We start from the raw sequence: 14276 nt of genomic DNA, 5'->3' as shown, positions 1-14276 counted from the left end.
AGGCAGTCCCATTTTTAACATATTGGATTTACTCTACGGTTACGGACGGTCTGTCAATAATAGATGACAGCACCACGATAGTCTGTGTCTTAATGACACCGGCCTGTTCCTTAATGCGCGTCAGCAGGCCTTCCAGGGTAGTTGTGTTTTGAGTGATAATCTTCAATGAATAATCAAAGTCACCAGTGATGTAGAAGCATTCCTTGATATCGGTCTCACCAACTACAAAATCTTTGAAGCTGTCACCATGGCTAGGGTTATCAAAGCTGAGGAAAACCAGAGCCATAAGCTGCTTGTCAACAAGCTCAGGATTTAAAATAGCGGTATACTGCTTAATGACACCGGAAGCTTCCAGCTTTTTCAAACGTTCACTGATAGCTGGCATGGAGAGGGAAATCTCCGAACTCAAAACTGAAATTGTGACACGGGCATTTTCTTGCAGGCGTTTAAGAATCTTCTTATCAATATCATCCATTTTTCACACCACCATTCTAGCTACATTATACCAGCGAAAAGATATAAAAGTAAACTTTTATCTTCAAAATCGTAAAAAAATTCTTTAAAAACAATTAATTCTGACATTTTATTTTGTTTACGTTAAGTTTTGGCATTTGTTCTATATTGGTGTAAAATAATAAGTTAGAATAGTATAAATTTGGAGAAGTATAATGAAAAATAAACAGGCAAAAATTCTTAGAAATATAAATTGGCTTACTGCTGGTATCATGCTTCTGTTTGTTATTACCATTGGCAGATATTTTATTTTGCAGGTAATTCAGCACAGTGAGATGGAACAGAAGATAATGAATATTGCCAAGGACAATGTTGTGCGCCAGTCCCCCCGGGGGAAGATTCTGGACCGCAACGGCCGGGAGCTGGCCATCAGCCGCATAGCAAAGCTGCTGGTTATAAGGCCCGACAAGGTGGGCGGCGAGGAGAATATTCAGGTCCTGGCCGCTGAGCTGAGTCCTATCATCAATATTCCGGCGGAAACCATTGCCAGCCGTATTCGTGAGGGCGGTGCCTATTATGCTGTAAAGCATGGCCTGGAAAGTAATGAGGAGGCGGCTATCAACCAGCTGAAGAAGGACAAGGGCTATGAGTGCATGTGGATGGATGACGAGGTAAAGCGCTACTATCCAAATGATATGCTGGCGGCCAACATCATTGGCTTTATCGGCATGGAGGACAAGGGCCTGGAGGGGCTGGAGTATTCCATGGACAGCATAGTAAAGGGGGATGTTCAGGAGGATGATGTCCTGACAGATATGCGTGGGCGGACCATCTTTGATTCCATTTTCTCCCTGTCACAGCAGCGATACAGGGGTGACAACTGCAAGACCGTTACCCTGACTATTGATGCCACCATGCAGTTTATTGTGGAACAGGTTCTTGACAAGGCCATGGTGGAGAATCAGCCTCAGAATGTTACGGCCATTGTCATGGATCCTAAAAACGGTGAAATACTGGCCATGGCGTCCCGTCCAAGCTACAACCCAAATAAATTTGGGGACTTCAGCATGGATGCCATTAAAAACCGTGCCGTGTCGGATATTTACGAGCCGGGCTCCACCTTTAAGTCCATTGTGGCCGGGGCGGCCCTGGAGGAGGGGGTTGTAACTCCTGACCAGAGCTTCTATGACCCGGGCCGGATTACTGTGTCGGAAAAGCACATTCAGAACTGGAACGGTGAGAGCTTTGGTACTGTAACCTTCACTGATATTGTTAAGAATTCCATCAACACCTGTTTTGCCATGATTGGCCAGATTTTGACAGGTGAAAAGCTCAATGAATATGCCCGCAAGTTTGGCTTTGGTGAGCCGACGGGAGTGGAGCTGCCGGGAGAGGCCTCCGGCATGCTGTTTGAAACAGATAAAATGCTGGACTCTGATATAGCCACCATGTCCATCGGCCAGAGTATTGCGGTAACACCGCTGCAGCTGGTAACGGCCATGTCCGCCATTGCCAATGACGGTGTGCTGCTGAAGCCTCATATTGTGAAGAATATTACCAATGCCGATGGCTCCATGTATAAGGAAAATGGCCGTGAGGAGGTGCGCCGGGTATTAAGCTCGGCCACTGACAAGACCCTTATGGGGCTGCTGGAGCAGGTAGTTGCCACCGGTGGCGGCCAGAAGGCCCAGGTCAAGGGTTATCGGGTTGCAGGCAAGACCGGTACAGCCCAAAAGATTAACAAGGATACTGCCGGTTATATGGATGGCCGCTACATAGCCTCCTTCTGTGGCTTTGCACCGGTGGAGGACCCACAGCTGGTGGTTCTGGTTATTATTGATGATCCTAGTGCGGGTGCTTTCTACGGCGGCCAGATTGCGGCACCGGTAGCAGGGGAAATCTTTTCCCAGCTCCTTCGCTACAAGCATATTGAGCCATCCTCGGACCCGTTTGCGGATATGGACAAGGAACACGGCCAAAAGGCTCCGCAGCCGGCAGTGAAAACTGCTCCGCCGGGCAAACAGATAATGCCTGACCTTAGGGGCATGAGCATAAGGGAGGTTTCCCAGAAGCTGGGCGAAATGGGCCTGGGCATGAACATTCAGGGCACGGGGCTTTCCTCGGGCCAGAGTATCCCCGCCAATACAGTGGTGGAGCCGGGAAGCAGTGTGACGGTTTACTTCACGCCGTAAATGGTGTGACTATGAAAGGATAATATTTATGAAAGCAAAGCTCTTTGTTACAGATATGGATGGTACCCTGCTGAATAGTCAGCGCCAGATTAATGAGGGAGTCAAAAAGGCCATTAAGAAGGCCGTGGAGGCGGGAGTTATCTTCACCATTGCCACTGGCCGCATGCATATTTCTGCCCTGCCCTATGTGAAGGATTTGGGAGTTAATGTGCCGGTTATTACCTATAATGGAGCCCTGATCAAGACTCTGGAGGGGGAGGAGCTGTTTGCCTCCTATCTGGACCGGGGCCTTGTGGAGGAATTGGTGGCCTTTGCGGAGTCAAAGGGGCTTTATATCCAGGTGTACAGCGATGATAAGCTCTACTATCGGGAGGAAAATGACAAATCCACCCTTTACCGTGGTTCGGCAGGGGTTGAGGGCCATGCAGTGGGAGATGACCTTCCGAAATATATGAACAAGGTGCCCAAGCTGCTGATTATTGCAGATAATTCGGAGAAGGGCGACCAGATAGTGGAAGAGGTTTCCAATAAGTTTGGGGACAGAATCGTGGCAGTAAAGTCTACCCATATTTACATAGAGCTCATTAAGCCGGGGGTAAACAAGGCCTCGGCCATTGCCCGGCTGGCAGAGAAGTATAACATTCCAATGGAGTCCGTGCTGGCCATCGGTGATTCCAACAACGACCTCACCATGATTGAGGCGGCAGGCTTTGGGGTGGCCATGGGCAATGCCAACGAAAATGTGAAGAAAATAGCAGGATATGAGGTGGCAGACTGTGACCATGATGGTGTTGCAGAGGCCATTGAAAGATTCTGTCTTGACTAACAGGCTGATTAAACAAGGAGGCTGTTATGGATAGAGATGAAAGAATGGATTTTATTATCGTAACCGGAATGTCCGGGGCGGGCAAAACCCAGGCATGCCGCTATATGGAGGATGTGGGGTATTTTGTTATCGACAATCTGCCACCGGTGTTTATTCCAAAATTTGCGGAGCTGTGCCGTCATTCCGATGGCCATGTAAACAAGGTGGTACTGGTAGTTGACACCAGAAGCCGGGAGTTTTTTGATACCTTTATCCATGTGCTGGAGACTATGGACCGGGATAATCAGCCTTATGTAATGCTGTTTATGGATGCATCTGATGCTGCCATTATTCGCCGCTATAAGGAAACCAGACGCCGTCATCCCATGGCTCCCAGCTCCAGAATTCCGGAGGGCGTGGCCAAGGAACGTGAGAGACTGGCTCCTATAAGAAACAAGGCTACCTATATTATTGATACATCAGATCTCAAGAAAATTGAGCTGAAGGAGAAAATCCTGAATATCTTTGCCACCAAGCCAGGGGATAAGCTCAGCACCAATGTCATGTCCTTCGGCTTCAAGTTTGGCATGCCGTTGGATGCTGATCTGGTATTTGATGTGCGCTTTTTGCCAAATCCGTTTTATGTGGAGTCCATGCGCCACAAGAGCGGTGCGGTGCCAGAGGTGGGACAGTACATCGAGCAGTATCCCGTTACCAAGGAATTTGAGAAGCATCTTGATAACATGATAGATTTTCTCATGCCCCAGTATGAAAAAGAGGGGAAAAATCAGCTGGTTATAGCCGTGGGCTGCACCGGCGGAATGCATCGGTCTGTCTTTATTGCCAAGCACATATATGAGCGGCTTAAGGAAAAGGGATATCTGGTAAACCTGGAGCATCGTGACCTGATGAAAAACGATGTATGGGAGCATGTTCGCGAGGAATGCTAAGGAGTAACAAGAAATGAATTTTTTGAAATGGTTGTATCCAGGCATGAGGTTCAAGCGCTGGCTGCTGCTGTTTGCTGCCGGTGTTATGCTGGCCAGTCTGGGCATAGCAATTATGTTCAACTACAAATACATAGATAGTATTGAGGAATCCATCTTCTGGGCTGTTTACACCTTCTCCGGGGAATACACCTACACGGCCACGGCGGTTATTGGTTCACTGATGGTTGTCATCGGTTTTGTAATCATGGCTTTGGCGGCCCGGTTTATTATTCAGTCCGTAATTGATGTGGTGTACCCGTCCAGCTCCGAGAAGCTGGTGGACCTTATATACGAGAAGCGGATGCTGGGCAAGGGACCGGCGGTCACAGTGGTGGGCGGCGGTCATGGCCTCAGTGTGCTGCTCCGCGGCATGAAGGAGGTAACCACCAATGTTACGGCGGTGGTTACTGTGGCCGATGATGGCGGTTCCTCCGGCCGCTTGCGTGAAGAGCTGGGAATTATTCCACCGGGGGATCTGCGAAATTGTCTGGTGGCCCTGGCGGATACGGAGCCTTTGATGGAAAAGCTGTTCCAGCACCGTTTTGGCGGCAACAGCACCCTGACTGGTCATAGCTTCGGTAATCTGTTTATTGCGGCCATGGCGGAGGTGACAGGGGATGTGGAAACTGCCCTTACGGAATCCTCCAAGGTTCTGGCGGTAAAGGGCCGGGTTCTTCCTGCCAGCAAGGAGCACGTACGGCTGGATGCCATTATGGAGGATGGCACCGTCGTTCGTGGTGAGTCCCATATTCCGGAGGTTCATAAGCGGATTCACAGGGTAAAGCTGTATCCGGAGCACGTGGAGGCAGTACAGTCCTCCCTTGATGCTATCCGTGATGCCAATGCTATTATTCTGGGGCCAGGAAGCCTTTATACCAGCATCATGCCAAATCTGCTGGTAGAGGGCATAGGTGATGCCATTTGCCGCAGCCGGGCCATCAAGATTTACATCTGCAATGTAATGACCCAGCCGGGGGAAACCGATGGCTATACTGCTTCCATGCACGTTAAGGCCATTTTGGACCACGCCGGCAGACAGGCCATAGATTACGTTATTGTAAATTCCACTCCGGTTCCGGAGGATTTGGCCCGCAAGTATGCCGAAAAGGGGGCATATCCTGTTGAGGTGGATGAAGATGCACTGAATGCACTGGGAGTTGGCCTCATAAAGGCTGACCTTATCAGTGCCAAGGATGCCATTCAGCATGATTCCCGCAAGCTGGCCAGCAGTGTTATGCGGGCGGTTTACGGCATAAAGGCCGGCCTTGACGAAATCAAGAGGTATTAATATTATTTATATATATTTAGAAGTTTGGTGAGATTTATATGCCATCTTTTGCCACTGATGTGAAAAATGAGCTGGCCCATAAACTGGATAAAAAATTATGCTGCCAGACCGCAGAGCTGGCAGCACTTTTGCGTATGGGTGCTTCCATTACATTGGGTCCGGCCATGACACTGGGGCTCAACTATGCCACAGAAAATGCGGCGGTAGCCAGAAAGACCTTGAGCCTGTTGAAAGCCACCAGTGATGTTCAGACTGAGGTCACCGTGACCCGCAGCAAACGGCTGAAAAAGAACAATAAATACATGATACGTGTGGTACCCTCTCCCATGGTAAGACCCCTGATGGAAAGACTGGGGATGCTGGGAGATTCCGAGGGCTCCCTGGGCCGGGACCATGCCCTGCTGAAAAAGGTGTGCTGCCGTCACGCCTATTTGCGGGGGGCCTTCATGGGGGGCGGCAGTATCAACAGGCCGGAGGCGGAGTGCCATCTGGAAATGGTCACCTCCAATTACGGCTTTGCGGACACCATTGCCGGCGTACTGAGGCGTATGGGGTTTCCGGCGGGATTTACGGACAGAAAAAATCATTACCTCATTTATATGAAGGATGGGGAAGCCATTATGGATTTTCTGTCCATTATCGGAGCCGCAAAATCCCTGGATGAGTTTGAAGGCGGCCGCAACCTCAAGGAGGTCCGCAATCAGGTTAACCGTCTGGTTAACTGCGAAACAGCCAATCTGCAGAAAACTGTGGATGCCGCCATTTATCAAAATGAATGCATAAATTATTTGAAGGAAACAGGGCAGCTGGAGGGCTTGACCAAGGCTCTCAGAAAGACAGCCCAGTGCCGTCAGGACAATCCTGATGCTACATTGGCCGAGATGGCGGAAATGCTGCTGGTGACCAAGTCCTGCGTCAATCATCGCCTGCGGAAGCTGGTGACTCTGGCGGAGGAGCTTCAGGATAAAAATAAGGAAAAAGGTGAAAATGATTGAAGAAGTTTATTAAGATAGCATTGTCGATTATTGTTATAGCCGCGTTGGCAATATTTGCGGGGGTTCAGTATCTCCTGTCCCAGCCGGCACCGGAGGGATTTCCCATTTTGGAATATCACATGGTGCAGGAGCAGAACCCGGATAAGGCATATGAGTACAATGTGCCACCGGCTGATTTTGAGGCCCAGCTGGACTATCTTCAGCAGGAGGGCTATACCACCATTTCCATCCGGGATTATTTAAGGGCCAAGAAGGGCCTGCAGGAGCTTCCTGAAAAGCCGGTTATTCTCACCTTTGATGATGGCTACGAAAGCAACTATACGGAGCTGCTGCCTATTTTGGAGCGTCGTGGTCTGAAGGCTACTATATTTATGGTAGGCAACGACATCGGTAAGGAAAATTATATGTCATGGGATCAGCTGAAGGATATTCAGCACCGTGGGGTGGAAATCGGCAGCCATACGGCCAACCATCTGCCACTGACGGAAATGGATCTCAATACGGCCCGGGATGAAGTAAAGCTGTCCAAGCTGTTGATGGAATGGAACGGCGTGAATACCATCTATACCCTTTCCTATCCCAATGGCAAATATACCAAGGATTTATTGGAAATATTAAAGGAAGAGGAATATCTGGCGGCGGTAACCGGCGACCCGGGCCTCAATACCTTTGAAACCAATCCTTATTTATTGCAGCGCATAAACATTCCCCATCCAATGTTTGGTCTGACGGAATTTAAATGGCGTCTCATCAAGGGGCGTATCTTTACACAGCTGGGCATATATCAGCATAAATCCTAGAGGGTGCGGGGCCAACTTGGACCCAGACCTTGCATATACAGGCAAAAAAGGGTAAAATAGCTTAGGACTTTGTTTAAGGTGAGGAGGTTACCTAATATGAAGCACATTCAGACTGTAAATGAGCCTACTTTGCAGGCTACCAAGACTTCTGGCGGCTGCGGCGAGTGCCAGGCATCCTGCCAGTCCGCATGCAAGACTTCTTGCACTGTCGGCAATCAGGTTTGTGAAAGCAAGAAATAATTTTAAAGGAAAAGGGCTCCCCAGGAGGGAGCTTTTTTCTTGTGTTTTTAGGAGACTACTAATTTATTATGAATAATGAAATGAGTACAAAAATCCATAAATTTGTCCAGAATGGCATGTATATCCTGCTGGATGTAAATAGTGGTGCGGTCCATGTAATCGATAAAATGATTTATGATGTCATGGATTATTTTAATGGAGAAAATGACAACGAGGTTTTGGACAAGCTGAAGGAGGCCTATTCCGAGACCGATTTAAAGGAGGCACTGGAGGAGCTGCACATCCTTATGGACAAGAACCAGCTCTTTGCCCCTGATATTGATGTTCCGCCTACCTTCAAGGCCAAGGGCCTGGTGAAATCCCTGTGCCTTATGACAGCCCATGACTGCAATATGCGTTGCAAGTACTGCTTTGGTGATACCGGCGAGTACGGCGGTGAGCGTCAGCTTATGAGCAAGGAAGTGGGCCGGGCTGCGGTGGATTATATCATTAATCACAGCGGCCTCAGAAAGCATTGCGAAATCGACTTCTTTGGCGGTGAGCCGCTTATCAATATGCCGCTGGTGAAGGATGTAACTGAGTATGTAAGAAAGCGGGAAAAGGAAACCGGCAAGATTTTCAAGCTGACCCTGACCACCAATGGCCTGGCCCTTAACGATGATACCATCAAATGGCTGAACGACAACAACATCAGCCTGGTTCTCTCCACTGACGGCCGCAAGGAAACCCATGACAACATGCGTCCTGACTGCGGTGGCCAGCCAACCTACGACAAGGTTATGAAGAACTTCAAGAAGTGCGTGGACTCCCGTAATGGCGACAACTATTACATGCGTGGTACTTACACTGCAGAGAACCTTGATTTCACCAAGGATGTGGAGGCCATGGCAGATGCAGGCTTTGACATTCTTTCCATGGAGCCGGTAGTATTGAAGGATTCTCCTTATGGACTGACCGAGGAGCTGCTGCCGGAGATATTCGCCGAGTATGATCGTTTGACTGACTTCTATCTGAAGCGTCATCGTGAAGGCAAGGGCTTCTTCTTCTTCCACTTTAATATGGATCTGTCCAATGGTCCGTGCGTGGCCAAGCGTCTGGCGGGCTGCGGTGCCGGCCATGAGTATTATGCAGTGGCTGCCAATGGTGACTTGTATCCTTGCCACCAGTTTGTGGGCCGCAACAAGTACAACCTGGGTAATGTCTTTGATGACCTCCATGAGGGGGCAGAGGAAATAACCCAGTATTTCCGTGAGTCCCACGTGATGAACAAGGAGCTCTGCAAGGGCTGCTGGGCCAAGTATTTCTGCTCCGGCGGCTGTCATGCCAATGCTGATTTGTTCCATGATGATATCCGCAAGCCTTATGAGGTGGGCTGTGAGATTCAGAAGAAGCGCCTGGAATGTGCCATTGCAGTACAGGCTATCCTATCCATGGAGAAGATAGAAAAAAAGGATTATAATCCTGCTTCTGTAAATTGCTGAGTATTACTTTTTAGTGATTTTAAGCTTACTTTAGTATGATACATATTATTTATGCTATAGTTATTGAAGCTTATGAATTTGCGTTGACAACGTGTCTTTAATTGGTGTAATATTATCTTACTTGAAAGATAAAGGACACTAAAGATATGGTTTGTCATCTGTCTCCCATTTGGGTGATGGATGTCTTTTTCTGACGTGTTCTCAAATTATTTATCTATATATTTTTAGGGGGTATTTTACAAATGGCAGTAAAAGTAGCTATTAATGGTTTTGGCCGTATTGGTCGTCTGGCTTTCCGTCAGATGTTCGACGCAGAGGGTTATGAGGTTGTTGCAATCAACGACTTGACCAGCCCTAAGATGCTGGCTCATCTTCTGAAGTACGATTCTTCCCAGGGTCGTTACAAGTACGCAGACAAGGTAACTGCTGGCGAGGATTCCATCACTGTTAACGGCAAAGAGATCAAGATCTATGCATGCGCTAACGCTGCAGAGATTCCTTGGGCTCAGCATGATGTAGACGTTGTACTCGAGTGCACCGGTTTCTACACTTCCAAGGAGAAGGCTTCTGCTCATCTTAAGGCAGGTGCTAAGAAGGTTGTTATTTCTGCTCCAGCAGGTAAGGACCTCCCTACTGTTGTTTACAATGTTAACCACAAGGTACTCACCAAGGAAGACAAGGTTATTTCCGCAGCTTCCTGCACCACTAACTGCTTAGCTCCTATGGCTAAGGCTCTGAACGATCTGGCTCCAATCCAGTCCGGTATCATGGCTACTATCCATGCTTACACTGGTGACCAGATGACTCTTGATGGCCCACAGCGTAAGGGTGACCTCCGTCGTTCCCGTGCTGCAGCTGTTAACATCGTTCCTAACTCCACTGGTGCTGCAAAGGCTATCGGCCTCGTTATTCCTGAGCTGGACGGCAAGCTCATCGGTGCTGCACAGCGCGTTCCTACCCCTACCGGTTCCACTACTCTCCTCTACGCTGTAGTTAAGGGTAACGTAACTGTAGATCAGGTTAACGCTGCTATGAAGGCACAGGCTACTGAGTCCTTCGGTTACAATGAGGATGAGATCGTATCCAGCGATATCGTTGGCATGCGTTACGGTTCCCTCTTCGATGCTACCCAGACCATGGTTAGCCCTGTAGGTGATGGCCTGACTCAGGTTCAGGTTGTTTCCTGGTATGATAACGAGAACTCCTACACCAGCCAGATGGTTCGTACCATTAAGTACTTCGCTGAGTTAGGCTAATAGCTCGTCATCACAAAACAATAGTTTAAAAGATCCATTGAGGTCCGGCCTTTTGTTTGGGCCGGACCTATTTTATTGACGGAGGGTTTTATTAACATGGGTATGAACAAGAAAACCATTAAAGATGTAGATCTTAAGGGTAAGAAGGTATTTTGCCGCGTAGATTATAACGTGCCATTTGATGAGAATATGAATATCACCAATGATACTCGTATTCAGGCTACCAAGGAAACTGTTAAGTACATGCTTGATCAGGGTGCAGCAGTTATTCTTGCTTGCCACATTGGTCGTCCTACTGAGGCTCGTGAGGACAAGTTCTCCACCAAGCACATCGTTAAGCGCGTATCTGAGGTTATGGGCGTAGATGTTAAGTGGGCTCCTGACTGCGTTGGTCCTGAGGCTGAGAAGGCTGCAGCTGACTTGAAGCCAGGCGAGATTCTCCTCTTAGAGAACCTCCGTTATCACAAGGAAGAGAAGAAGAATGACCCTGCATTTGCAAAGCAGCTGGCATCCCTTGCTGACATTGCTGTAAATGATGCTTTCGGTGTTTCCCACCGTGCTCATGCTGCTAATGTAGGTGTGGCTCAGTATCTGGAGTCCGTTGCAGGCTTCCTTATGGAGAAAGAGATTAAGTTCATTGGCCAGACCTTGGAGGCTCCAAAGCGTCCATTCGTTGCTATCATCGGCGGTGCAAAGGTTTCCGATAAGATCGGTGTTATCTCCAACATGATCGACAAGGTAGATACCATCATCATCGGTGGCGGTATGGCCCATACCTTCGATGCTGCACAGGGTCTGCCAATCGGCAACTCCATCTGCGAGAAGGACAAGTTCGAGGAGGCTCTCGGTCAGCTTAAAAAGGCCAAGGAGAAGGGCGTAAAGGTTGTTCTCCCTGCTGACCTCACCATTGCTGATGATTTCTCTGCTACTGCCAACACTCAGATTGTAGATGTTGACAAGGTTCCAGAGGGTTGGGAAGCTCTCGATTCCGGTCCTAAGACCTGCGACCTCTATGTAAAGGCTCTTGAGGGTGCAAAGACTGTTATCTGGAATGGTCCAATGGGTGTATTCGAGTTTGATGCATTTGCAAAGGGTACCCTGGCTGTTGCTGAGGCTGTTGCAAAGGCTACTGAGAATGGTGCAACCTCCATCGTTGGTGGCGGTGACTCCATTGCTGCTCTGAAGAAGACTGGCCTTTCCGACAAGATTTCCCACATTTCCACCGGTGGCGGTGCAACTCTTGAGTTCCTGGAGGGTAAGGAACTGCCAGGTATCGCTGCAATCGCAGATGCATAATATGCGGCGAAAATCCTATGCATATTGACCGTTAAATACAGTTAAAAAATATATTATTTGTATTATTTGAGGAGGATATTTTTATCATGGCACGTAGACCTATTATTGCTGGTAACTGGAAGATGAACAATACTATCGCTGAGGGCGTTCAGCTCGTTAAGGAGTTGGCTCCATTGGTAGCTGACGTTGAGGCTGTTGACGTAGTAGCTTGCCCAACTGCAACTGCTTTGGCTGCTGTAGCTGATGCCTGCAAGGGTACCAAGATTCATGTTGGTGCACAGAATGTTCACTGGGAGCCAAAAGGTGCTTTCACTGGTGAAATCTCCACTGGCATGCTGAAGGAAATCGGCGTAGAGTACGTTGTTCTCGGCCATTCCGAGCGTCGTGACTACTTCGGTGAGACTGATGAGGGCGTAAACAAGCGCGCTCGTGCTGCTTTCGCTGCTGGTATCACTCCTATCATCTGCTGCGGTGAGTCCCTTGAGATCCGTGAGGCTGGTACTTATATCGCTCACGTTGTAAAGCAGATCAAGGCTGCTCTTGATGGTTTCTCTGCTGACGAGGTTGCTAAGCTGGTTATTGCTTATGAGCCAATCTGGGCTATCGGCACCGGCAAGACTGCTACCTTCGAGCAGGCTGAGGAAGTTTGCAAGGCTATCCGTGAGGCTGTAGCTGAGGTATTTGGTCAGAGCGCTGCTGATGCTATCCGCATCCAGTATGGCGGTTCTGTAAAGCCTGCTACTATTAAGGATCTCATGGCTCAGCCTAACGTTGATGGTGCTTTAGTTGGTGGCGCATCCCTGAAGGCTGCTGACTTCTCCGCTATTGTAAAGTTCTAATTGAGGTTGATAAAATAATGGCAAAATTAAAAAATGCACCTGTTGCATTAATTATCATGGATGGCTATGGCAATGGCAAAACTAATGACCCAAACAATGCTATCCAGATAGCTAAGACTCCTGTTATTGATGGTCTTAGACAGAATTTCCCAACTACTCACATTCAGGCTTCCGGCGAATTCGTTGGTCTTCCTGATGGCCAGATGGGTAATTCTGAGGTTGGTCATACCAACATCGGTGCCGGCCGTATTATTTACCAGGCACTGACCCGTATCTCCAAGGCTATCAAAGATGGTGATTTCTTCAAGAATGAGGCTCTTGTAAGTGTAGCTTCCGATGCCAAGGCAAATGGCGGCGCACTGCATCTCATGGGTCTCGTTTCCCCGGGCGGCGTACACAGCCACAGTGAGCATCTCTATGGTCTGTTGCAGTTCGCCAAGGATCAGGGCTTCAAGGATGTATATGTTCATGCATTCCTGGATGGCCGTGATGTTGATCCTTCTTCTGCTGCTGAGTATGTTGCAGAGCTGGAGTCTAAGATTGCTGAAATCGGTTGTGGTAAGATTGCTTCCCTGTCCGGCCGTTATTATGCAATGGACCGCGATAACCGCTGGGATCGTGTACAGAAGGCTTATGAGGCCATTGCATTGGGCAAGGGCGTGGCTGCAGATGATGCAGTGGGCGCAGTTAAGGCATCTTACGCAAATGAGGTAACTGATGAGTTCGTAGTTCCTGCTGTTGTAGGCGGCTACCAGGGTATGAAGGATGGCGACGGCGTTGTATTCTTCAACTTCCGTCCTGACCGTGCCCGTGAGCTGACTCATGCATTTACTGATGTTGAGTTTAGTGGTTTTGATCGCAAGGCTCTGAAGCTTTCCTTCGCTACTATGACTCAGTACGAGGAAGGTCTTAATGTAAAGGTTGCATATCCACCTGAGTCCATCACCAACACCCTTGGTGAGGTTATTGCCAAGAACGGCATGACCCAGCTGCGTATTGCAGAGACCGAAAAATATGCTCATGTAACCTTCTTCTTCAACGGTGGCGTTGAGGAGCCTTATAAGGGTGAGGACCGTATCCTGGTTCCTTCTCCAAAGGTTGCTACCTACGATCTGCAGCCTGAAATGAGTGCGATTGAGGTTACTGATAAGGTTGTTGAGGCTATCAAGTCCGGCAAGTACGATTTCATTATTCTGAACTATGCCAACGGCGACATGGTTGGTCATACCGGTGTTATCGAGGCAGCTGTCAAGGCTGTTGAGACAGTTGACACCTGTGTTGGTCGCTTCGTTGATGCTATCCGTGAGGTTGGTGGCGATGTATGTATTACTGCTGACCACGGCAATGCAGACCAGATGGTTGATCCTGAGACCGGGGCTCCATTTACTGCTCATACAACCAACCCTGTACCATTCATCGTTGTATCTGACCGTGTAGGTTGGATTGCCAGCGATGGTGCCCTCTGCGACATTGCTCCAACCCTGCTGACCTTGGCAGGCATGGAGATTCCGGCAGAGATGACTGGTACTCCAATGGTTAAGCTCAAGTAATTGAACTTAATCCGTGAATGTGTTTGAAGGTGCATGGCGGCCCGGACCTGGCTTTAGGGTCGCCTGGCACTGAGTATTATATTATAGTGAAG

Annotated in this window: 13 protein-coding genes; 12 read left to right on the top strand and 1 reads right to left on the bottom strand. The window is 48.7% G+C overall.

What is annotated here, in order from left to right; genetic code table 11:
• Window positions 1–28: 28 nt before the first annotated feature.
• Window positions 29–475 carry an Lrp/AsnC family transcriptional regulator gene (locus tag D081_RS10870; protein ID WP_085024194.1) on the bottom strand — a complete coding sequence of 149 codons (447 nt, stop codon included), beginning with the start codon at window positions 473–475 and terminating at the stop codon, window positions 29–31.
• 193 nt (window positions 476–668) lie between these two features.
• Between D081_RS10870 and D081_RS10865 the strand changes: the two genes are divergently transcribed.
• From D081_RS10865 to gpmI, 12 genes are all read left to right on the top strand, one after another.
• A complete protein-coding gene (locus D081_RS10865; protein WP_085024193.1) occupies window positions 669–2645 on the top strand; it encodes a penicillin-binding protein in 1977 nt (658 codons plus the stop codon).
• Between the two features lie 28 nt (window positions 2646–2673).
• On the top strand, window positions 2674–3471 hold the full coding sequence (locus tag D081_RS10860) for a Cof-type HAD-IIB family hydrolase (protein ID WP_085024192.1): 798 nt from the start codon (window positions 2674–2676) through the stop codon (window positions 3469–3471).
• A gap of 26 nt (window positions 3472–3497) precedes the next feature.
• Complete coding sequence (gene rapZ, locus D081_RS10855; protein ID WP_085024191.1) at window positions 3498–4400, top strand: RNase adapter RapZ; 903 nt, start codon at window positions 3498–3500, stop codon at window positions 4398–4400.
• A gap of 13 nt (window positions 4401–4413) precedes the next feature.
• Window positions 4414–5727: a YvcK family protein gene (gene yvcK, locus D081_RS10850; protein WP_085024190.1), complete on the top strand. Its 1314-nt coding sequence runs from the start codon at window positions 4414–4416 to the stop codon at window positions 5725–5727.
• A gap of 38 nt (window positions 5728–5765) precedes the next feature.
• On the top strand, window positions 5766–6722 hold the full coding sequence (whiA, locus tag D081_RS10845) for a DNA-binding protein WhiA (RefSeq protein ID WP_085024189.1): 957 nt from the start codon (window positions 5766–5768) through the stop codon (window positions 6720–6722).
• Window positions 6719–7522, top strand: coding sequence for a polysaccharide deacetylase family protein (locus D081_RS10840; RefSeq protein ID WP_233127479.1), 804 nt, complete (start codon window positions 6719–6721; stop codon window positions 7520–7522). Before whiA ends, D081_RS10840 begins: the two co-directional genes overlap by 4 nt.
• Before the next feature lie 96 nt (window positions 7523–7618).
• A complete protein-coding gene (scfA, locus tag D081_RS10835; RefSeq protein ID WP_071997203.1) occupies window positions 7619–7762 on the top strand; it encodes a six-cysteine ranthipeptide SCIFF in 144 nt (47 codons plus the stop codon).
• Between the two features lie 80 nt (window positions 7763–7842).
• A complete protein-coding gene (gene scfB / locus D081_RS10830; protein ID WP_085024206.1) occupies window positions 7843–9243 on the top strand; it encodes a thioether cross-link-forming SCIFF peptide maturase in 1401 nt (466 codons plus the stop codon).
• 242 nt (window positions 9244–9485) lie between these two features.
• Window positions 9486–10499: a type I glyceraldehyde-3-phosphate dehydrogenase gene (gene gap / locus D081_RS10825; protein ID WP_085024188.1), complete on the top strand. Its 1014-nt coding sequence runs from the start codon at window positions 9486–9488 to the stop codon at window positions 10497–10499.
• A gap of 102 nt (window positions 10500–10601) precedes the next feature.
• Window positions 10602–11795 (top strand): phosphoglycerate kinase, encoded by a 1194-nt coding sequence (pgk, locus tag D081_RS10820; protein ID WP_085024205.1) that lies wholly within the window; start codon window positions 10602–10604, stop codon window positions 11793–11795.
• Window positions 11796–11881: 86 nt separating this feature from the next.
• Window positions 11882–12634: a triose-phosphate isomerase gene (gene tpiA / locus D081_RS10815; RefSeq protein ID WP_085024187.1), complete on the top strand. Its 753-nt coding sequence runs from the start codon at window positions 11882–11884 to the stop codon at window positions 12632–12634.
• Between the two features lie 17 nt (window positions 12635–12651).
• Window positions 12652–14184, top strand: coding sequence for a 2,3-bisphosphoglycerate-independent phosphoglycerate mutase (gene gpmI / locus D081_RS10810; RefSeq protein WP_085024186.1), 1533 nt, complete (start codon window positions 12652–12654; stop codon window positions 14182–14184).
• Window positions 14185–14276: the final 92 nt, after the last annotated feature.

Origin of the sequence: Anaerovibrio sp. JC8 (assembly GCF_002100115.1) — a bacterium.
GTDB lineage: Bacteria > Bacillota > Negativicutes > Selenomonadales > Selenomonadaceae > Anaerovibrio.
Note: the sequence above shows the minus strand (reverse complement) of the source record. Positions and strands in the feature narration are given on the sequence as shown.